Genomic DNA, 22633 nt, shown 5'->3' with positions numbered 1-22633 from the left:
TACCTAAAACAATTAAAATGAAAAACTACTTATTTAGTTATGGATCAGTGATACTGGCAGCAGGACTGTTCCTGACATCATGTACCAAAGATAATTCGACCGGAGATGGTAAGCTTGCTTATAAAGTTAAGCCATCTAATTTTACAGCTTCTATTGGTCCGACAACTTCAGGGAGCGGTTTAATTATTGCTGTTAATTCAAACTCAAGTTTAACATGGACTTCCGGAAATGTAAATGTCAGTGAAATTGATTTTGAAGCAGAAAGCAAGAGTGCCAAAATTGAGTATGAACTAAAACAAGCTTTTAATGTTGACCTGTTTAATCTGAGTCCGGTTTTGGGAAGTATTAGTCTTCCAGACGCAACTTATGAAGAGGTGGAATTAAAACTTGTATTAAGGAAATCAGCTAATTCTAATATTCCGCTGACGTTAAAGGGCTTATATACTGACGGGAGTGGTAATAAAATTCCGGTTGAGTTTTACTTCAACGAAGACTTTGAAGCAGAGGTTGAAGCAGAAAACCTTGTTGTCAGTGGCACAAACGATTATATAGGTTTAATAAATATTCAGCTGAATAAGTTTCTTACGAATGTTGTTTCCGCTGATTTGAGTGGAGCTGTAAAATCGAACGGAGTAATTGTGATCTCCAGTACCTCAAATGCTGAATTGTACGCTAAGTTAAAAGCAAACCTGAATGTATTTGCCGATTGCGATTTTGAAGATTAATTAAATCGTTAAAATTTTATGGAAAGAGACTGTATTTAAAAGCAGTCTCTTTTTTTATGCTTAAAATTTTATTCTTAGTTCGGTGACAGCTTGATCTGACAATAAATGTAGTTTTAGTACTCCAGAATTAAGGTTCAATGCCAATTGGTTCAGGAAGTTATATTACTGGCTCATCTTTTGTTTGTATTGAATGGTATCATAAGTATTTATGTAATCTTCAAATTATGAAATTCAAATTCAAATAATGTCGCGCTGGTTAAAAATATCTTTATATCTGGGAGGGGGCATTTTCAGCCTTTTCCTGATAGCCTGGGCAGTACTTGCATCCTATGTCTTCACACATAAGGAACAAATACTCAATACAATTATTTCACAGCTTAATGAAGACCTCAATGGCAAGCTCAGTATCAAGAGTATGGAACCTTCGCTTATACGCGGATTTCCGGGAATTTCAGTTTCTCTGGAAAATGTTCTGCTCAGAGATAGCTTATGGGATATTCATAAACATGATCTGCTGCGGGCGAAAAAAGTTTACGTGGCAATTAATGCGTTTTCAATTCTTTCAGGTTCGGCAAGTATAAAGGACATCAGGATTAATGATGCTGAAATCTACCTGCTAACAGATAGTAATGGTGTTCGGAACACCGACATATTTAAAAAGAAAGCTCCTTCAAGCGATAAGGGAGGGGGGATAAGTAAAAAGATCAGTCGTGTATATTTAAACAATGTTGAATTAACTATCGATGACAAACTGAAAAATAAGTTTTTCAAGTTCAATATCAGGAATTTCAAGGGTAGTATTAAGCATGGGATGGAGGGATGGAAGGGAGAATTAAAAATGCAGACGAAAGTTGATTTTTTTGCATTCAACATCAAAAGAGGAAGCTTCCTCAAGAATAAGCTGGTCGACCTTGATATTGATATGAGTTATGATAAGAAAAACGGTCTGTTGAATATACCATTGCAAAAGATCAGGATCGATAAGGATCAGCTTTATCTATCCGGAAAACTCAATTTTTCACCTAAATCATCTGATTATCTGATAGAAATACAAGCGCCTTCCATTTTGTTTAATGATGCAAAGAGTTTACTTTCTTCACATATCATTTCAAAATTAAAACCTTATGATTTTCAGGGACCGTTTGAGATCAGTGCTGTTCTGGATGGGAAATTAAAGCGGGGTGGTGATCCTTTGATCCGGGTAAATTTTACGGCAAAGGATAATACCATGAGTAAGGGAGGAGAGAGCATTACAGATTGCAGTTTTACCGGAATCTATACCAATGAATGGATAAAGGGGCAACCACGAAAGGACCCAAATTCTATGATTGCATTTTATAATATGGACGGTAAGTTCTATGATATTCCATTCAAGGCCGATTCAATACAGATCACTGACCTCAGGGATCCCATATTTACCGGGAAATTTAAGGCTGGATTCCCGCTTTCCCAACTCAATAAGATATTTGGTGGCAATACATTTCAGTTTAATGAGGGATCTGCAGATCTGGATCTGGTTTACAAAGCGCCATTCAATCAGCTCGATAGCGGAAAGCGTTATATTCATGGGACTGTTAAAGTGCAGAATGGACAAGCCAGTTATAAACCACGGAATTTACAGTTTAATGATATCCGCTTAGTGATGAATTTCCGGGGGGAAGATCTGTATTTGCAGAACCTGAAGGTTAAAAGCGGAACGACTTCCCTGAATATGGAAGCAGTGCTGAAGAATTTTTCAAACTTTTATTATACCGACCCACAAAAAATCCTGATTGACTGGAAAGTTAAAAGTCCGAATGTTAATTTAAATGAATTTATGGTCTTTTTAGGGAAGCGTAAATCCGGGTCGAATTACTCCTCTAAGTCTAAAAAATCAGTTCTGACTATGTCTGAAAATTTGGAAAGAATGCTGGAGCAGGCCAGTATGAATATGGATATTGATGTAGACAGGGTAGTTTATAAAAATTTCAGGGGTTCTGATCTAAGAACTAATATTACCCTTAAACAGTCCGGGATCCTGATAAACAGACTAACTCTTAATCAGGGTGGGGGAAGTTTGAACATTAGTGGTGATATAGACCAAAGCGGATCATTGAACCGCTTTAATGTGAATTCAAGGATCACAAATGTCAATGTACAGAACCTGTTCCATGCTTTTGATAATTTCGGGCAGTCTGCCATTACAGACAAAAATTTAAGAGGGACATTTTATGGTGGAACCTCCATTTCCGGTTCGATGTATGATAATGGTAAAATTGTCCCACGTTCATTCAGGGGCACGGTGAATTTTGATATCCGCAATGGAGCACTTGTCAACTTTGAACCTATGAAGAAAGTGGGTGCATTTGCCTTTCCAAACAGGGATTTTTCTAATATCAGCTTCCTGAACCTCAAAAATACACTCACTATCCGGGGTGATCGTGTTATTATTCCTCCAATGGAGATCAGTTCGAGTGTACTTAAAATATTTCTTGAAGGTATTTACAGCTTCGGTAAGGGAACCAGAATGGCTATGAAAATACCCTTAAGAGATCCGCGAAAAGACGAATTGCTTGATAAGTCGGGTCAGAAAAGGGAACGAACACAAAAGGGAATCGTAATTAACCTTAGGGCCATTGAAGACGAGGATGGTCAATTGAAGTTCCGTCTGGGAAAAAGCACACCGGATAGGCTTAGCGATATGAATTAATTCGGCAAACCTTCGGTCTGATCTCCTAATGAGGATCCTGTAGCAGCTTTGTATTGTACTTGATGAATTTCAATATGAAATAGATAACAATTGAAGTTGCTCCTGCAATATATAGGGCTTCATTAAAGTTCCTTTGCTCTTTTACCATTTCTCCGGCAATATCGAAAAGGCAGAATATGATGAGGAGTGCTGCAAGTCCGTTTTTTTCCTGACGAAGTACTTTCTTCCAGTTAAAGCTATAAGCTGTTTTTTTGAAAGAACTGAACTTTGGAACAATGATCGGTGTTTTTCTGGCCCATTCTAAATAGTTATGTCCGAATTTATTCTTTAAGAACTGCTCTTCTGTGAAAATTATACGTTCGTAGTATAAAAAATAAAAGAGGGTAAAGGCAATAATAAACCAGAAATTACCAGTTAGCATGGCAATACCCAGCCACATGAAAAAATTGCCTACATAAAGAGGGTTTCTCATGATGGAATAGATTCCAGTGGTATTTAATACATCAGCAACCTGATGTTCCGTGTTTCTGCCGGATGTATTCGGGCGACTGAAGCCAACGGTATATACACGAATAAAAAATCCAATAAAAGCAACCAGCAGACAGGCTAGTTCATAGAAACTCTCCTGCAGCTTGTCCTGGAGGATCCAGTTTTCAGGATTCGATTCGTTTTTAAAAAACAAGACTATTCCAATTGCGAAAATGATCAGTGGTAAAATGCCACGGTACTTAAATAGCCAGTTGCCCTGACTTTCCATTTGCTCAGTTAAGGCCATTTAATGTTCTCCGATAAAATTAATGATAACGTAATGTAAATATTAAAATTATAAATATCAATCATGTAATTGGCTCCACAACAAGGTTTAGCTCGATTTTTCTATAATTTCATGCTGTATGGTATTGATAAACAAACAATTGGCAACATCGGGTCTGATTATTACAAAGGCTCAGAAAAAAAAATATAAATCAAACCTGTAACTTTGCTGTATGTACGAGCTGATTAAACCCCTGTTATTTCAATTTGACCCGGAAAATATTCATTATGTAGTTACCGGAGGGTTACGGAGAGCAAACCGGATCTGGGGTGTAAAGTCAATGTTGAAAAATCTTTATCAATTTGAGGATAAACGACTTGAGAGAGAGGTGATGGGCTTAAAGTTTAAGAATCCTCTGGGCTTGGCTGCAGGTTTCGATAAAAATGCTTCAATGATTGAGGAGCTCGCTGAATTCGGGTTTGGTTTCATTGAGATTGGAACGGTGACTCCCTTGCCACAACCAGGTAATGAAAAACCGAGGATGTTTCGTTTACCTCAGGATAATGCATTAATAAACCGGATGGGTTTTAATAATCAGGGGGTTGACGTTGTTGCAGCACGTTTAAAGCAGCTGGACAGAAAGGGATTGATCATTGGAGGTAATATAGGCAAGAACAAGCTTACTCCCAATGAAGATGCTGTAAGTGATTATATCAAGTGTTTTGACCGTTTATTTGATGTGGTAGATTATTTTGTGGTAAATGTGAGTTCTCCCAACACACCGGGATTGCGTGAATTGCAGGAAAAGGAACCTCTAAAACATATTTTGAATACGCTGCAGCAGCGAAATAAGAAGAATGATATTTCGAGGCCTATTTTGCTTAAAATAGCTCCGGATCTGACGAATTCACAGTTAGATGATATTATTGAGATCGTAAAGGAAACAATGATCGCCGGGGTCATTGCCACCAATACTACGATCTCGCGCGATGATTTGCTTTCACCAGAGAATCTGAAAGGGGAAAGCGGCGGATTAAGTGGAAAGCCTTTAACCAGGCGCTCAACTGAAGTTATTCGTTATCTGTCGGAACATTCAAACCGATCTTTTGTGATCATAGGAGTAGGCGGAATTCACTCTCCTGAAGATGCCATTGAAAAGATCAAAGCAGGTGCATCTCTGATTCAGATCTACACGGGTTTTATCTATGAAGGCCCCGGTTTGATCAAAAGGATACTTAAAGGCTTGTTATAGATCAAAAATACTGCAAGAATTATCATCATCCCGAACATGCGAAGCATATTTAGTTTTAAAAATAAAATGACGCACTGAGAGATCTGTTGATAAATCCGCAAATTTGAATCTGATTCGGTTATTGATTCCTTCAGCATGAGGCAAAAAAAAATCCTGACCATAACTGATCAGGATTGAATTCTTTAACAAAAAACTATTATTTCTTTGCAGCAGACTCAATGGCAGCCAAAACTGCATTGTTTTTGCTTACCTGACTTTTAGCAGATTCTGCAGAACGGCTACCGATCTCAATATCGCGGCCTAGTTTTAAAAATTGAACCTCTAAACGTGAAGTGGTTTTATTTTTTCTGTCTTTTCTTTTTAAACGTGTAACACCCATGGTTTTAAATTTAATTTTTTTAATGAGGTCAGGAGCGGATTCGAACCGCTGTAAAAGGTTTTGCAGACCTCTGCCTAGCCACTCGGCCACCCGACCTTCTGTAAAGGAATGCAAAAGTAGCAAATTATAATTGCTACCCAACAAATTTTAACAATTTCTTCTTATTTCCGAGCAGAATATAGATGCAGAAATTGCAACGTTCAGAGATTCTGCACTTCCGAAGCGTGGAATAGTCACAGGAAAGGTAATCATTTTCATCAGATCAGCACTAATTCCTTTTCCTTCATTTCCCAATAAAAGGATTCCTTCCTGCCCGAAAGTGGTTTTATAAATTGATTGGCCATTCAATAGAGCACCATAAACAGGGAATTTTGTCTTCACGAAAAGATCTTTCAGATCTGTATAAATAATATTTACTCTGGCCAGAGATCCCATACTTGCTTGTACAACTTTCGGATTGTAGGCTTCAACAGTGTCTTCAGAACAGATTATGTAATTGATTCCGAACCAATCTGCTGTACGAATTATAGTACCAAAATTACCAGGATCCTGAATGCCATCTAAAGCCATGACGAAATTGCCTTCAAGTAATTCTATTTTTAATTCTTCAGGATTGGGTATTTTAATTGTTGCCAGCAATTGTTGTGGAGCACTTAAAGAACTTATCTTTGATAATTCGTCAGGGCTTATTAGATGCAGCTTTATATTATGTGATAATTTACCCAACTTTGGCATCACATCTGCAATATGATAGATAGAATCAATTTCAAATTTAGAATTAATGAATTCTGACACTGATTTTAATCCTTCAACAATGAAAAGACGATGTTCTTTTCTGAACTTTTTTTGATGTAAAGATTTTATAAAACTTATTTGAGACTTTGAAATCATACCTTCTCTGCCGTAGTTGCTTACCTGCAAGTATACTGCTTTTGTTCCTAATATTTGCCGGCTGTAATGCATCCAGGTATCTGCCTGAAGATCAGGCATTGGTTAAGAAAGTGAAGCTGGTGGGTGTAGATAAGCAATTTTCAGAAACTGCTTTAACTTTTGTACAGAGCGATATCCGCCCAAATTCAAGGCAGAATCTGGCATTATATAATATTTTTAATACCAGTAAGGGAAAATATCGTACAGACAGGATAAAAGCAATTGGAGAGGCTCCCCATGTTCTGGATAGTTCATTAATGGAGATATCACGTGTCCAGATCGAAAAATTTCTTGCCTCTAAAGGTTACTTTAATGCTAAAGTAAAAAGTGATCTGAAAGTAGAAAAACAGAAGGCTGAAATTGTTTTCACTGCCGATGTTGGTCCTGAATTCAAGATCAGGGATATTAGCTATGAAATTGAAGATACCACTGTTTCTGCCCTCTATCTGGCCAATCGTAATAAGTTTTCCCGTTTAAAAGAAGGCAAACGCTTTGACTCTGATACCCTGGCCTATGAGAGGGAACAGATCTACAAGCTAATGAAGCAACATGGTTATTATGATTACGTCAGACAGTTTGTGAGGTTTGATGTAGATAGTAATCTTCTTAGCAGTGAAGCTAATCTTAGATTATTTCTTGCTAATCCAGCTAATAAAACAGCACATCAAACGTATAATATTGATAATAGCCTCTTAACAATTTCTACCAGTAATGGGGTAAGCGATGCTCTGAAAGCAGACACAGTTGTGGTAGATTCACAATTTCATTTTGTTGATTATTCCGGGAAATTTGATGCAAAACCGATCAGTCGTTATATCTATTTAAAGAAAAATGATCTTTATAGTATTGATAATGAAGAGATTACATATGATCGTTTATATGATTTGAATGTGTTCAGAAACCTGAAGATTGAATATCAGAAGTCAGGCGACAGTACCTTTAAACTATTACCGAACTATACTATTACACCTCTCAAAAGAATGAGTAACAGGATAGAAGGTGAATATACTTTCAATTCAGGCCGTAATGGTTTTAATATCGGTAATACTTATACCAACCGAAATCTATTTGGTGGGGCTGAACATCTGGAGATTAAAGCAAAATATGGAATATTTTTTGATGCAAATGGAAGCGGGAATGTTTTTGACCGGATCTTTAGCCGTGATCTTCAGTTGGGAGCTAATCTGGTCATACCGAAATTATTGGTTCCATTCAATATCCCGGCAATGGGAAGAAATGGGATTCCCCGAACGACTATTTCAAGTAGTTTTCAACTTTTTGATCAAAGACAGGCGTTTTCAAGCCGGGTCTTTATTAATTCTATAACCTATGACTGGGTTGAAACAAAAACTAAATTGCACTCTTTAACCCCGATAAATATTGAGTTCAGAAAAGGTAAACTGGATCCTGTTTTCAAGGATAGTTTAATACAAAGAGGCTTTGAATTATATGTCAGGACCAACGATAGGCGTTTTTTCAATCTTGGAAGTCAGTATGCTTTTACCCAGAATGCCATCAAACTAAATACTTATGGTAATTTTTTCTACTTCAGGGGATCACTTGATGCAGCAGGAAATTCGCTTGGACTACTGAATAAGATAGTAAACTTTAATGTAGATAAGGATGGTTTCAGAACAGTTATGGGATTGCCATACCAGCAATATGTAAAAACAGAGCTTGATATAAGATATTACAGGTCATTTGGTGGAGAAAAGCAATTGGTGGCACGTATTAATCCGGGTGTTGGTATTGCCTATGGAAACAGCGATCAATTAACTTTTGAGAAGAATTTCTTTGCAGGCGGATCAAGCGGAGTTAGAGCATGGCAGGCACGTACTTTGGGCCCCGGTAATTACAATCGAGCTGTTCTGGGTAGTGATGGCAAGGCAGATACCCTAAGAGCTAACCTTCGTAATCTGGATCAGTTAGGAGAAATCAAACTGGAAGGTAATCTTGAATATCGTTTTAAGATCGCAGATAATATTTTGAATGCTAAGGTCAAGGGAGCAACTTTTGCCGATATTGGAAACGTTTGGAGAAGAAAACGAACTGTTGAAAATCCAGGTGGTGAATTTAAATTCAATCAGTTTCTTGGCCAGCTGGCAGTTGGAGTCGGGGCAGGTTTGCGGTTTGATCTTAACTACTTCGTTTTCAGACTTGATGCAGGTATCAAGGTCAAAGATCCACAGTTCACAGGATCAGATCAGTATGTTATAAAACACCTGTTTAATAAAAAGCAATTTAAACTGGATTATGCAGAAACACACCGACCGGATATTTACCGCTTTGTGCAGTATAATTTCGGTATTGGAATGCCATTTTAATGAGTCGACCTGAGTTTTGAGTGCCTGAATTATTGCCTTCCCTAAAGATTTGGTATCAGATTTCAGGTTCTGATATTTTTGCAGGGCATATTCTTACACTAAATCAAGTTCTTTAAGCCATCAAAGACCGTATCAAAGAAAGTAGGTAATTTAAGTCCGTTGCTTGAATTGTAATAGAAAATAAAAATCAGAAGGATTCCGGCAATAATAATAAACTTACGGAATAGGGTAGCCAGTATGATAAGAATTAGTGGTACGATCACCAGAACCCACCAGCTTATTTTTATAGGATTTATAAAATCACCCTTTCGCACCACATAATATAATTTACCATGAGTGCCCGTTTCATTCTCATGTCTTAAATAAATGAAGGTAGACTTATCGATTGGCTGTGCCGCTACAGCCACGCCATTATTGAATTTTAATTCCTGGCCGAATCCATTGATGCTAAATTGAAAAGTGCCGCTCAGTGTCTCTATAGGCTTGTCTAAAGAATCAGCAGCAATAATTGCGATCTTATTGTTCTTGAGCAGATCCTCTTTTACAATGAAATTATTGAGAACAACTTCCTGGCTCAGAGTTGATTCTGTCTGAGAATGGACCTGATTTCCTGATAAAATAATAAATAGTCCGATGAAAATAGTTTTGAAATTACTCATTCAAATGATCGTTTATTGTAAATTAAAAATCCAATATGAAACATTAGTCCGAAGCGTTTTTGGTCATCATCATAATGGTTTAAGCTTAAGCTGATCGGCCCTGCCAATGTATTATAAACAAAGCCGGCTGTCAGTGCATAATGACTGTCAGCAAATAGCTCACCATAACCCACAGATTGGAGTTTATTTAATTTAAACTCTTTCACCGGCTGGAAAATATATCCCTCTGCACGAAAATCAAGGTTTTTATAAACTTGAAATACGTTCTTCAAACCAAAGGCACCGTAGTTATTTGCTCTGAAATTTTCTAAATAGAGCGACTTAGAATCCTGCAGGGGATTGAATGCAGGAGCACTTAATATTGTTGCTTTATATGTACTGAAATCAGGTCTGTTTGATACAACAGCTTCAATAAGATACCCCAAGGAATATTTTTTGGATAAGACAAAATACTTTTCTCTGTTTATTATAGCTTTGAACCAATGGCGGTTTGTTTCTGAGGCTTTGATCTCGTTAAAAGTGCTTTCATCCCTGAAAATATTACCCGGAGTATACGATTCAGTACCGGTATAGGCGCTAAGCCCTACTTTAAATGATGAACCGCTTTTTGCATATTGCCTTCGTGTTAATAAATTCTTGCTGTAGTTAATAGATGCCATGAGGCCATTATAACTGTTGAAGTCCATAAGGTCACCAAATCTGAAAACCTGATTAGGGCTGTATTGATCATCAAAATTTATAAATCCGGTTTGTGCCTCAAGTTTTCCATTTTTTGTAAAAGGGATACCCAATTTTAGTACAATGCGCCGATCAGATTGTTCAATGAAGGCCGGTTTCACGTTCTCAATAAATATCTGACTCTTATTAAAATAGTTCCAGTGGTTATATGTGAACTCTGCCTCCAGATACATTGGAAGTTTACTGGGCATATCTACTCTTGCGGTTGTTTGTGCCGACTCATAAAAACCACCGGCATAGAAATTGGCGGAGAATGTATAAGATTTTTTTCTGAGGTAGTTGTATTGCAAGCCCACAAAGGCATTACTAATGGGCCTTGTTGAAATAACACCGCCAAAATCAATTTTAAAGTTCTTTTCCGGCTGAACGGCAACCTCGAAACTATTGACATCAGACACTTTATCATAGACAATTTTCGGATAAACGGTTTCGAAATTCTGGTCGGCCACTAATTTATAATAACCCTTTTTGATCTCTGAAAGGTTACTTCCTTCTTCAATATTGTTGTGAATGATTCGTTCAACATAGGTCTTTTGCTTACTGTTAATTCCGCTTGCAGTAATTTTGTTAAATTCCAGCAGTGATAAGCCTCCCTTAAAATCCTCCCTTCGTTTTTTTAATTCCTCTGCAGTATTACTTCTTCCAAGTGCTTTTTTTATCCTTGGGATATCAGCCAGCGCAGCTTCATAACCTTTTTTGATCAGTTCTGCTACGGGTGTGAAATTGGTAGTGCTGTATTCCGAAAGATCAGGTTGAATATATGCTCCCTTTTCTCCTATTGAGGTAGAATCTGTTTTAGAAAGGAACATATAGACCAGAAAACGGTTCATTAATTTCTCATCATTATCCTTGGGATAGTTATTATATGTTTTTGATGATACATTCGTTCCGATGATATAATCAGGCTTGAAATCTTTTTTCATTACATCAACAGGAAAGTTATTGTAAATTCCTCCGTCAAATACATATTTATCGTTCACTTTTATAGGCCGGTATACCAGTGGAACAGTAAATGTTCCACGAATAGCCTCAGATAGATTCCCGCTTGAAACAGGGATCATTTGCTGCGTAAAGACATCCGCAACAATACATCTGAAAGGTACAAAGAGCTTATTGAAATCATTCTTCGCTGTTGCAGATGCTTGTCCGTAAAGCTCCAGTAAAGCAAAGTTCAGAGGTACATCATTGATCAGGTTTGATCGTAATTTGATGTTAAAGCCTGTGTCAATCTGCAGTTTTGCAGTGATAAACGAGGGGTTTTCAGGTTTTTTATTGTAAAAATAGCGGTATTCACTTTCGAAATATCCGCTCACCCAATTTTGAAAATCTTCACTCAGAGCGATAGTTTCTATTTCGGCAGGAGTATAGCCTGAAGCATACATTCCACCTACGATACCTCCCATAGAGGTGCCAACGATATAATCTATGGGAATATTATTTTCTTCAAGTGCTTTTAAAACCCCGATATGGGCAAGTCCTTTGGCTCCACCTCCACTAAAAACCAATCCGACTTTCTGCCCGCTTACAGCAAAAAAACATAGAAGAAGGATACTAAGTGTGAGTGTTCTTTTCATTTAATCTGACTCAAAATTAAGGTATTTAACCATCAATCAGATTCTCTGCTCCTAAATTATAATGGAATGGAGCTTATTTCAAAATTTAATGGTCCTGAACCTGTGTAACAAGATTTACAGATCTTACTTTCCGCAATTCATTTACTGCTCTGTTATGGTGATTGGCTCCTGTAAGAACGATAATTCGTTTGCCTTTATTTTTCAAGGCCAATGCTTTGATATTATCAGCAATGCGCTGATCACGACTAACCTGAAAGTCATCATAAAATTGGTAGGGAGTATTTTTCAGAACTTCAGTCTGTCCGCGAGTAAATTCTTCAGTTAATGCATCATACTTTCCATCCATCAATTGGTTTGCGCCTAAATTAGCCATCATTTCTCCCCGCTTTGAAATAAGTGCAGGCAGCCCTCTGGCAATACGGGCTTTTACAATGGCAGTATCGCGCATTAGTTTCTGATTCATTGCTCTGAATTTACCAAACTCACCAATTATTTCCTTCATGAAATCAGGAGGTAATGATTTTCCTTCAAAATCGGCTCCCATAAAGTCAATACCAGCTTTTTCAGCTTCCGGAAATTCATTCTTGAACATGATCATTTCCGGATTATAAAAAGCTTTTAAATAGCTTGTATCCCGGTCCATATCTTCCGGTCTGATCTCCACGGCAATAATGTCTGGTTTAAAGTTCTCAATGATATGTCTGACATGTTCAAAATTGTAATTCACATTCTTTTTATGTCCGCCATGGATCGTTGGGAGGATGAGCAATTCGGTTTTTTGAGCAAACAACGGATTTGTGAAGCTGCTGATAATAAATATGACAGCCAGATAAAATTTTATTTTCATTTGATTCGGGGGTATATAATTAATTACTGATCAATCCATCCTGATCAAGGCTGATGGTACTAGTGCTTCCTTCTTCTTTGATATTAATAAGGAACTGCCGGCTATTCGCTTCCAGATGTAAGGTATTCTTTTTACCATCGATCAGGATATCGCTTTCAGGAACATTGAGTTCATTCAGGCTTAAAGCGTATTTTTTATTTTTCTTAAAGTATTCCTTCTGCTTGTAATAGGCCAGCCACAAATATTTTCGCTGTTTTTCTGAGTAGGGTAGCAAAAAGCTTTCTCCTTTGTCGCTTGCAGGGTTTTCAGAGAAAATTGTATATCCCCATCTTTCCGGGTAATGCATATTGATTATTCCCTGCGAGGTCCAGCATGCATAATGTGGTGGAAAAGCCTTTCCTGTATTATCCAGAGCTTTAGAATAAACTCCATCTTTCACTGTAAAATCAAAATTAGTTCTCAGGAAGTTGATTCTGAATCGTGTATTTTGCTTTGCATCTTTTGGATTAAAGCTGAATGCTGAAAGTGGTAAGGCGATCTCAGCTGTCCATCCATTATCGGTATCCTCTGATCTGTTAATCGTTCCGTTTATTTTGACGGCCGACTTGTATCCTATGGGTTCCCATCCGCTCACAGGTACTCCACCATCCCTGTAAGGCTTATTCATGATCAGAAAGAGCATATTGTTTTGAGGGTTTATCTGGATCTCAAAATCATCATTCATGTTATTGTCCGGGTCAATAAAGATCTTAAATACATTATCTCTGAATATAATATCCTTTTCAGGTCTTTTGTTAGCCCAAACATGTGGCTCTTCCAATTGTGCTGCTATGTACAGATACTTTTCATCCCAGAGCATCTTAACCCTGGTTTTATTTGCAGGAGCAGGCTTAAGATTGCCCTCAATATCAACAAAAAGGTCAGACCAGGGACTTTCAAGCCATGCCTTTTCATTCAGTTCTCCATCAATTTTAAGTGGTGTTTTACTGTTATATAAGGTATAGGATTTTGGTTCGGTAAACAGATTTTCAATCCCGGTAAACGCAGATTGGGCATTCACATTTGAAGATATAAAAAAGCTCATTGATATAATTAACAAGCTTTTCAGGTTGATTTTTGGTGGCAAGGGTATGTTTTGTTAGGTTTTTTATGTGATTCAATAAGATCGTTAAAGCTATAATAAATTGGACTTATATGCTTGTGCAACTAATAGTTATATCGTAACAATGCTATAACAGGTAAATGGTCTGATGCATAATGTTCCTGAACAACCTTATGTTCAAGGGTACTGAATTTATTTCCTGTCCGGAAGGCGATAAAATCAATCGTCCTGTTGGGATTAACTACAGGGAATGTTGGGTCACATTTCTGACAGGTGCGGGTGAATACTTTGTCCAATTTTTGTATGACAGATGATTCCTCAAGCGCATTCAGGTCGCCTGCAATAATAAATGGCAAGGTTTCATTTAAAGCTACCTGATTGATCTCTTCTATCTGAACTTCCCGGTTTGTCGATTTTCCCTGTGCATCGAGGTGGGTAGATCCAAAACGTATGAATTTCCCATTTTTCAGATGAACTTTGGCGGTCGCTAATATACGCGGCTCACCACCGGTTCCGCCAATGGTTGTCAGTCGGTGGATCTTTGTTTCACTGATGGGGAATTTCGATAAAATAGTAACTCCATAGTCGCCGCCATCGTGATCAATTGCTTTTGCAAAGAAAAAGTTCATCCCAAGATTTCTGGCAATGATCTCGGCCTGATTGATCTTACCTGAGCGGACAGTGTTCACATCTACCTCCTGTAAGGCTACAAGGTCGGGGTTTTCAGCTTTTATAGCTTTAACTATTGATTCCATATCGATTAAGCCCGGTTTGGAAGGAGGGTTGCCGATATGAATATTATAGCTCATTACTTTTAGTTCGTTCGGTGCAGATTGCACGGAAATTTTTGTCTTTTCTTTAAAAATGCTGCAGGATGTTGCCAATAAAAGGAAAAAGGCAAAAATTATTTTTTTCATCAGAATATACTTGTTTTTTCGGGGTTTCATTTCTGTCATTTATGACGAGTTGAATTTATGACATTTTTAGAAATTACAGGATGGAAAATGGCTTTTTTGAACATTCGGAACTATTTTATTATTTGCTTATGCCCTCATGTAGGTTCATTGGAATGAATTTGTACATTTATTAAAAAAACTAAACATGAAGATTTTTGCATACCTGCTACTTTTTACGGCATTCACTGCTTCTGCTCAACCTAATGACAGGAATTGGGAATATTTATTTAACGGGAAGGACCTGAGTGGTTGGAAGTTATTGGGCGGAAAGGCTACCTATGTCGCAAAAGATGGCGAATTGATTGGCACAACAGTATCCAATACCCCTAATTCATTTCTATCAACCGAAAAGGAGTATGGAGATTTTATTCTGGAGGTTGAACTTTTAGTACACCCTTCTATGAATTCCGGTATTCAGATCAGGAGTCTGAGTAAGAAAGAATACCAAAATGGAAGAGTTCATGGCTATCAGGTTGAAATTGACCCTGCTGCACGTGCATGGAGTGGTGGAATCTATGATGAAGGCCGCAGAGGCTGGTTATATAATCTGGAATTAAATCCTGCAGCAAAAACAGCTTTTAAAAATAATGTGTGGAATAAGTATCGTATTGAATGTATCGGTAACAGCATCAGAACCTGGGTGAATGGAATTCCTGTGGCGCATTTAATAGATGCAGAAACAAGTAAGGGATTTATAGCGATGCAAGTTCATGCTATTCCTGCTTCCGAACCTGAAGGCAGGCAAATCAGATGGAAGAATATCAGAATTCAGACCGGTAAATTAAAGCCTTCTGCGCCCGACAATATTTTTGTTGTTAATACAGTGGCCAATGATCTTTCTAAACAAGAAAAGGACCTGGGATATCGTTTATTATGGGATGGTAAATCAGGAAAGGACTGGACGGCTGCGAATAATGCCATGTTTCCTAAAAATGGCTGGAATATTCAGGAGGGTGTTTTGTCGGTACAGAAAGACCAGGCAGGGCAGCCTGCAGTTGGAGGTGATATTGTAACAACAAAGGAATTTGCTGCATTTGAATTGAAGTTTGATTTCAAAATGACTGAAGGAGCCAATAGTGGACTGAAGTACTTTGTGAATACGGTCAATGGTTCTGCCCTGGGTTTGGAATACCAGATTCTGGATGATGAAAAACATCCGGATGCAAAAATGGGGATTAAAGGTAACCGCACTTTAGCATCATTGTATGACCTGATCCCGGCTCAAAAAGTCCCGGCTTCTATTAAAAAGATGGGTGAATGGAATCAAGCTATGATCCGGGTATTGCCTGATAATAAGGTGGAGCATTGGTTAAATGGATATAAGGTTCTTGAGTTTAATCGTGGATCTGCTGAATTCAAGGAATTTATTGCTCAGAGTAAATTTAAGAATGCACAAGGTTTCGGTTTAGCTCCAAAAGGGAAAATAATGCTTCAGGATCATGGAGATGAGGTTTCTTTCAGAAGTATAAAGATAAGAGAGTTGAATTGATTTAAAATTTCGATATCCGGTAGGCTTTAATTGTTGGAATCAGGAAGTATTTTACACGAAAATTCATTTTTTCAATACTCTAATTTTTAGCCTGCTTGTGTACTTGTTTAATTGCTGTTTCTTTTATTTAAAGCCTGTAAAATATTGACTAACAATTGATTAGTAAAATTTTTGATTCAGAGAGTCTATCCCTGAGTTTTGAAAGCGATTTGTATTCCGGATCTTAAGTCTATTTTTCATTGTTAATTATCTAACAAATGGTTGTTTTTGTTAACATTTATCAACTAAAAATTGATTATTGTTATAAATATCGCACTTTTGTGTATTGGCTGTATGTTATGCCAAAGAATAGAATTTAAATGAAACTCAGCGAAAAAGAATCAATTTTCACTAATGAAGTTGTAAACAGATTTGAACTGTATAATAGCTTATTTCTGACATTACCCTTTTATCAGATCAAGCATACAGGTACTTTATTGCCATTTTTTACCTCACATTGTGAAGATGGTGTGAAGTCTCAGTTAAGTCCGACGGACATTATAGAAAGCTTTTTTGGTCAATATGAACAGTATATTCAGGCTGCCGACCGTTTTGACCTCCTATTTCGTTTTATACAATATATAGAGCGTCAGGTGGTTTTATTTGATGCTGTGGAAGATGCTTCCTTCAATAAAACGGGTCGCTGGGAGGATACCGGTTCTTTGAACTCCCTCTTTCAGCAGGCTGCAGCTAACCCCCTGATTGAAAAAAAGATCAAGGATAAATTAAAGGATTTCTCCCTGCGATTAGTCCTAACAGCTCATCCAACCCAGTTTTACCCGGGCCCTGTTTTAGCAATAATTACGGATCTTATTGAAGCATTAAAGCAAAATGATATTAACTCTATCAACCTGCTTCTTAAGCAGTTGGGGAAAACACCTTTCTTCAATAAAAATAAGCCTAGTCCGGTAGATGAAGCGGTAAGTCTGGCCTGGTTTCTTGAAAATGTATTTTATCAAACTACCTCAAGCATTCAGTCGCAGATAGATAAGGAATTTGATCTTACCGACCCACCCCAGTTTATTGAATTAGGATTCTGGCCGGGTGGTGATCGTGATGGAAATCCTAATGTGACCACCGAAAGTACAAAAACAGTTTCTGCATTGCTCCGAACAGTCCTTTTCCGCTGTTATTATCGTGACTTCAGGAATTTGAAAAGACGCGTCACCTTTCGGGGAGTTGAAAAGTATATCGCCACCTTACAAAACCTGTTTTATGAAAACAGTTTTAATGTGGCAGAAGAACCAAAAAATCAGCAGGCTGAGATCATCAGTAATCTGGAGGCCATCAAAAAAGTATTAGTAGAGGTTCACGACGGATTGTTTTTGGATAAAGTTGAAGATCTTATCCGTAAAGTAAAACTATTTGGCTGTTATTTTGCCTCTCTGGATGTTCGTCAGGATAGCCGGATCTTGCGTACTGTACATCAGTTCGCCCTTAAGGAGAATGGTTTAGATACTGCTAAAAAAGATAAACATGCAGAGCTGACTGAGGATGAAAGGATCTCCGGACTTACATTCAAAGAAGCTGATTTTCATTGTCCGGCAAAGGCTGATAAACTCATCAGGGATACCTTAGATACCATTCGTTTGATACATCAACTGCAGCATGCAGGAGGAGAAAAGGCATGCCATAGATTTATCATCAGTAATTGTCAGCAGGCCTCAGACATACTCCAATTAATGGAATTGTTCCTTCTGAGCGGTTGGAAAAAGGAGAAGTTAAATATTGATTTCGTTCCGCTTTTTGAAACCATTGAAGACTTATCGAAGGCCACTCAGATAATGGAAAGGCTGTATTCTCATCCTTTCTATAAAAAGCATTTAAAGCGTCGCCACAACAAGCAAACTATTATGCTTGGTTTCTCAGATAGTACCAAGGATGGGGGCTATTTAATGGCAAACTGGTCTATTTTGAAGGCTAAAGTATCCCTGACCACTGCTGCCCGAAATAATGGTGTTGACCTGGTCTTTTTTGATGGACGAGGTGGTCCGCCGGCAAGGGGTGGTGGTAAAACTCATTTATTTTATGCTTCAATGGGTAAAGATGTGGCAAACGACCATATTCAATTGACCATTCAGGGCCAGACAATCAGCAGCCAGTATGGCTCTTTTGACAGCGCGCACTATAATATGGAGCAATTGATCAATGCCGGAATTGTATCCTCACTTGATCAGAACAATACCAACACGCTTAATAAAGCTCAAACCGATCTGATCGCCAATCTTGCAGGAGAGAGTTATCAGGTATTTGCTTCCTTAACAGCGCATCCATTATTTTTGAAATACCTGGAGAAGCACAGCCCACTGAAGCTCCTTTCTCAGATCAATATCAGCAGCAGGCCGGTAAAAAGGAATGTTGATGCTGAATTAAGACTTGAGGACCTTCGTGCAATTAGTTTCGTTACGGCATGGAGTCAGCTGAAACAAAATATTCCGGGCTATTACGGCGTGGGTTCAGCCTTGAAAAAGGCAAAAGATGCGGGTTCATTCAATGATATCAAGCAGCTTTATAACGAATCCGGGCAGTTTAAAACGATGATTGATAATTGCATGATGTCCATGTCTAAATCAGATTTTCGGGTAACTGCCTATCTTGAAAATGACGATACATTTGGCCAATTCTGGAAGATGATCAAAGAGGAGTTCGAGCTTACCAGAGATTTGCTTCTTGAAGTTTCGGATACTAAGGCTCTGATGGAAAAGTATCCTGTGGAGCGGAAATCTATCGCTTTACGGGAAAAGATCGTTCTTCCATTGGTAATTATCCAGCATTATGCCTTGCAGCAGCTTAATAATCTGAAAACTGAAAAGATGGACGATGGCCAATCAGAAATTTATGATAAACTGATCATACGCACGGTATATGGAATTGTAAATGCAGGGAGGAATTTGGTTTAAGGAGTGTATTTAATCTGCCTTTAAAATTGACACCCAATAATGAAAAAGCCTTCCTGAATAATCAGGAGGCTTTTTTTGTGTGCCCAGAGGGTGAGGGGAATATTTAATCAGGTTTTATCAAATTTGATTAAATTTTACTATAACTACCTGTATGTCAGATATTTAAATTGCATATCTGGTATAATGTTGTCAAATTTAGCCAAAGTCAATAAAGAAGGTTTTGACACCTACTTTGACACCTAATTTTATGGCAACACTTAATTTTTATTTAAAAAAATCAGATAAACAAGGTTTATCGTTAATCTTATTAACCTATCAGGGAAGTGGTAATAAATTTCGCTATGCTGCGAAAGCGAAAGTCAATCCTGCACAATGGATTGAACGCAGACAGCGAGTGAAAGTTAAATCTGAGATGGATGATTTGGTAAACAATCATTTAGACAGCCTTGCATCAATCATTTCAGAGGCAGAAAGGGAAAGCCTGTTGATAAACCATCATATTGATTTTAATTATGTCAAGGAAAGATTTGAAGAGAAGATAAGAGGCAAAAAGGTTATAAAGGCAAAACGAGTTATTAAAGCTTTAAGGGAGGATTTTCAGAATTTTTTATTGGAGGTTAAGGCAACTAAAACTATGTGGACATGGAAACATTATGGAACTTGTTTTAATCATTTAATAAAGTTTGAAAAAGAAAAAAACTATAAGCTAACCTATGAATCTTTAAACTTAAATTTCTATCACGCCTTCGTTGGATACCTGTCGAATGACAATAAGCTATTGAACAATACTGTAGGATGTATGATTAAATCCTTAAAAGTATTCCTTAATTGGGCAACAGATAGAGAATTGAATACTATTTTAATATTCAAAAAATTTAAAGCTTTCAAGGAAGAATCTGAGGCAGTTTCTTTATCAGAAGAAGAATTATTAAGAATTTTTAACTCGAAAAAATTAACACCCAGCTTTATGAATGTTAGAGATCTCTTTTGTTTTGCATGTTTTACAGGTTTAAGATTCTCAGATATACATTCATTTAAGGAGACATCCATTAAGGAAAATTATATTGAAGTAAAAACTGAAAAAACACGACAATTTATTAGAATTCCTTTGAGCAACTATGCAAAGGATATTTTGCTTAGAAATGGAGGGAAATTGCCAAAACCGATTTCAAATCAAAAAATGAATAATTTCTTAAAAGAAATAGCTGAAATATGTGAACTGAATGAAATAATCAGACTGACAAAGTATAGAGGGGTTGAGAAAGTTGAGACAATTGAACCAAAGTATAAATTAATAACAACTCATACTGCTAGAAGAACATTTGTTACTTTGTCATTGGAAAAAGGAATGAGAGCAGAAACGGTAATGTCGATTACAGGGCATAAAGACTACCATTCATTTAAAAAGTATATTAAGTTAACTGATAAGGTTAAATTAGTAGAAATGAATACAATTTGGAATAATGAACAATAAAATTTACTATTGTATAACCTTAAGCCAGACTATCTGGCGCTAACCTTAGCAAATTTAATTTTGCTACCTTTTAAAAATAATTTGTTAATTCTATTAATAGGTTATTCCTTCTGACCTTTTATATAATTGAGGTTATACTTCAATTTACCTTCGCACATTAAATTTTAACGTTTATTACTTTTCAATTGGAATAGACTATCAGTTCTAAAACTATTTTGCTCACAACAGAGCCTAAACGCGGTTTGGTAGTAGCCATAAAAAATTTAAACAAAATGCAATCAAGGGAATATAATGATCTAGAAAAAGCAATACTAGAAAATATTAAAATTTGTATTAGAGAAGAGGTGCAGAAAATACTTCAAATGCATATCGAAGATAAAGCACCGCTTTTAACAATTAAAGAACTGGCAGAGAAACTTAAAGTTACCAAAGCAACTATTCATAATTACTTAAAAAAAGGGTTGATTACAGGAGAGAAGATGGGAAAAAACAGATATTTTGAGTTCCGTAAAGTTCTAGAGGCCATGAAAAAATATGGATATCATGAATCAAATGCGATTGGACGCCTTATTATTGAACAAGAATGCGAAGCTAGAGATATACAGAGAGCCGGCAAAGTTAAATTTGATGAATTAGTGAGTTAATTTGAATATATGAATAGTATAATGTAGTCCCATTGGCGGGAGTAAATGTAGTATGTTATAATACTTACTACTTTGTTTTTGATTTTTACAATAAAGGAGGAGATCGGAAGATTCCTCCTTTTTCTATGTCAATAAATCCAGAATGTCAATAACTCAATATTTCAATCGTTCTAGAGCTAAAATGAAGCTCCTGAGCAATGTTTAATTTGTTAATTAATTCATTAATAAATAACTAAAACGTCTTAAAAGAGCCAAGAACGCATCGTGTAAATCACATCTATTCAGCGAAGGTAGCTCAATCTTAAAAGACAAGCCTGCGGTAGTCAAAAGACTACGGCATAAACCCTCAAGGCCATTCCTGCCCTTCAGGCCTACATCACCCTCTCAGCCCATTTATTCCGTTTCCTTTTGCCTATCTCTTAAGATTTTGCTCTGGTGGCTTAAGATGAGATTAGACCAGACTTGAATTAATTAGTGGAACTGAAAAAAGAATTTAACTTTAGAGAAAATAGTTGATTTTAATTAACCTTATTTATGGCCAAATGCATAAAGTGTGGTGGTGTTTCCAAGTTTGAAGGAGGATTGTGTTATTCCTGTTTTAAAAATGCTAAACCTGATGAAATTAAAAGTGATGTTATAGAAAAACCTGCTACTGATGGATTATCGGATAAAGATTACTCTTATAGATATGGGATGATAAAAGGGAGAATTGCAGAAACCCTTGTTCAGGAACTATTTTTAAGCTTAGATTATTTTGTATTCCGTTATGGTATGGAAAATACTATCCCTGGCATTATGGAATTATTAAAGGGTGTTAGATCGGATGTTGCTCAGGAGATAAGACGGATGCCAGATTTTGTTGTGCAGAATAGGGGAACAGGAGAAGTTTTTTTTATTGAAGTTAAGTTTAGAGCAAGTGGGGAGTTTAGACTTAAAGACCTGCCAAAAGATTATCCGTACAAGAATGCATATATTATACTTGTTTCAAAAAAACATATTAAATGCTTATCTGTAACTGAATTAGAGGCAGGACAAGAAATAACCCCCACATCTAAAAATTATTTAGGTAACAGGAAGGAATTTGAACTGGATAAAAAGGTGATTATTGATTTTTGTGATTTTGCTATTAAGTTTTTCGAGAATGTTTAAATAATTAAA

At 37.0% G+C, this 22633-nt stretch carries 17 protein-coding genes and 1 tRNA gene; 9 read left to right on the top strand and 9 right to left on the bottom strand.

Annotated features, from left to right (window positions below):
* The first annotated feature begins 17 nt into the window (after positions 1–17).
* Together BLR27_RS16370 and BLR27_RS16365 are read left to right on the top strand one after the other, a co-directional pair.
* A complete protein-coding gene (locus tag BLR27_RS16370; protein ID WP_143007772.1) occupies positions 18–725 on the top strand; it encodes a hypothetical protein in 708 nt (235 codons plus the stop codon).
* A 244-nt stretch (positions 726–969) separates the two neighbouring features.
* On the top strand, positions 970–3414 hold the full coding sequence (locus BLR27_RS16365) for an AsmA family protein (protein WP_090706676.1): 2445 nt from the start codon (positions 970–972) through the stop codon (positions 3412–3414).
* Positions 3415–3439: 25 nt separating this feature from the next.
* Here BLR27_RS16365 and BLR27_RS16360 read toward each other — a convergent pair whose 3' ends face one another.
* Positions 3440–4189 (bottom strand): methyltransferase family protein, encoded by a 750-nt coding sequence (locus BLR27_RS16360; RefSeq protein ID WP_090706674.1) that lies wholly within the window; start codon positions 4187–4189, stop codon positions 3440–3442.
* Between the two features lie 211 nt (positions 4190–4400).
* Here BLR27_RS16360 and BLR27_RS16355 point away from each other — a divergent pair, with 211 nt between their 5' ends.
* Positions 4401–5420 (top strand): quinone-dependent dihydroorotate dehydrogenase, encoded by a 1020-nt coding sequence (locus BLR27_RS16355; protein ID WP_090706673.1) that lies wholly within the window; start codon positions 4401–4403, stop codon positions 5418–5420.
* Between the two features lie 196 nt (positions 5421–5616).
* On the opposite strand, the gene BLR27_RS16345 is transcribed toward BLR27_RS16355, so the two are convergent.
* The 3 genes from BLR27_RS16345 to BLR27_RS16335 form a co-directional block, all read right to left on the bottom strand.
* Positions 5617–5799, bottom strand: coding sequence for a spore protein (locus tag BLR27_RS16345; RefSeq protein ID WP_090706669.1), 183 nt, complete (start codon positions 5797–5799; stop codon positions 5617–5619).
* Between the two features lie 25 nt (positions 5800–5824).
* Positions 5825–5895, bottom strand: a tRNA-Cys gene (locus tag BLR27_RS16340).
* A 51-nt stretch (positions 5896–5946) separates the two neighbouring features.
* On the bottom strand, positions 5947–6789 hold the full coding sequence (locus BLR27_RS16335) for a TrmH family RNA methyltransferase (RefSeq protein WP_317040500.1): 843 nt from the start codon (positions 6787–6789) through the stop codon (positions 5947–5949).
* On the opposite strand from BLR27_RS16335, the gene tamL reads away from it, so the two are divergent.
* Positions 6732–9053, top strand: coding sequence for a translocation and assembly module lipoprotein TamL (gene tamL, locus BLR27_RS16330; RefSeq protein ID WP_245704542.1), 2322 nt, complete (start codon positions 6732–6734; stop codon positions 9051–9053). The two genes, BLR27_RS16335 and tamL, sit on opposite strands and share 58 nt — an antisense overlap.
* Before the next feature lie 98 nt (positions 9054–9151).
* Here tamL and BLR27_RS16325 read toward each other — a convergent pair whose 3' ends face one another.
* From BLR27_RS16325 to BLR27_RS16305, 5 genes are all read right to left on the bottom strand, one after another.
* Positions 9152–9712, bottom strand: coding sequence for a hypothetical protein (locus BLR27_RS16325; RefSeq protein ID WP_245704541.1), 561 nt, complete (start codon positions 9710–9712; stop codon positions 9152–9154).
* Positions 9709–12024 carry a patatin-like phospholipase family protein gene (locus tag BLR27_RS16320; protein WP_090706667.1) on the bottom strand — a complete coding sequence of 772 codons (2316 nt, stop codon included), beginning with the start codon at positions 12022–12024 and terminating at the stop codon, positions 9709–9711. Before BLR27_RS16320 ends, BLR27_RS16325 begins: the two co-directional genes overlap by 4 nt.
* 85 nt (positions 12025–12109) lie before the next feature.
* Positions 12110–12871, bottom strand: a complete 762-nt coding sequence (locus BLR27_RS16315) for a hypothetical protein (RefSeq protein ID WP_090706666.1) — start codon at positions 12869–12871, stop codon at positions 12110–12112.
* Between the two features lie 19 nt (positions 12872–12890).
* On the bottom strand, positions 12891–13955 hold the full coding sequence (locus BLR27_RS16310) for a carbohydrate-binding family 9-like protein (RefSeq protein WP_090706664.1): 1065 nt from the start codon (positions 13953–13955) through the stop codon (positions 12891–12893).
* Between the two features lie 122 nt (positions 13956–14077).
* Positions 14078–14890 carry an endonuclease/exonuclease/phosphatase family protein gene (locus BLR27_RS16305; protein ID WP_090706688.1) on the bottom strand — a complete coding sequence of 271 codons (813 nt, stop codon included), beginning with the start codon at positions 14888–14890 and terminating at the stop codon, positions 14078–14080.
* A 184-nt stretch (positions 14891–15074) separates the two neighbouring features.
* On the opposite strand from BLR27_RS16305, the gene BLR27_RS16300 reads away from it, so the two are divergent.
* The 5 genes from BLR27_RS16300 to BLR27_RS16280 all read left to right on the top strand — a co-directional run bounded on the left by BLR27_RS16300 (position 15075) and on the right by BLR27_RS16280 (position 22624).
* Positions 15075–16418, top strand: coding sequence for a 3-keto-disaccharide hydrolase (locus BLR27_RS16300; protein ID WP_090706662.1), 1344 nt, complete (start codon positions 15075–15077; stop codon positions 16416–16418).
* Positions 16419–16777: 359 nt separating this feature from the next.
* Positions 16778–19357 (top strand): phosphoenolpyruvate carboxylase, encoded by a 2580-nt coding sequence (locus BLR27_RS16295; protein ID WP_090706661.1) that lies wholly within the window; start codon positions 16778–16780, stop codon positions 19355–19357.
* A gap of 247 nt (positions 19358–19604) precedes the next feature.
* Positions 19605–20831, top strand: coding sequence for a site-specific integrase (locus BLR27_RS16290; RefSeq protein WP_090706659.1), 1227 nt, complete (start codon positions 19605–19607; stop codon positions 20829–20831).
* Between the two features lie 215 nt (positions 20832–21046).
* On the top strand, positions 21047–21475 hold the full coding sequence (locus tag BLR27_RS16285) for a helix-turn-helix domain-containing protein (protein WP_090706658.1): 429 nt from the start codon (positions 21047–21049) through the stop codon (positions 21473–21475).
* Between the two features lie 534 nt (positions 21476–22009).
* Positions 22010–22624 carry a hypothetical protein gene (locus BLR27_RS16280; RefSeq protein WP_090706656.1) on the top strand — a complete coding sequence of 205 codons (615 nt, stop codon included), beginning with the start codon at positions 22010–22012 and terminating at the stop codon, positions 22622–22624.
* The last annotated feature ends 9 nt before the right edge of the window (positions 22625–22633 follow it).

The sequence above is a fragment of the Daejeonella rubra genome, from assembly GCF_900103545.1.
GTDB lineage: Bacteria > Bacteroidota > Bacteroidia > Sphingobacteriales > Sphingobacteriaceae > Daejeonella > Daejeonella rubra.
The sequence above is the reverse complement of the archived record's forward strand: the minus strand, read 5'-3'. Positions and strand labels throughout refer to the sequence as shown.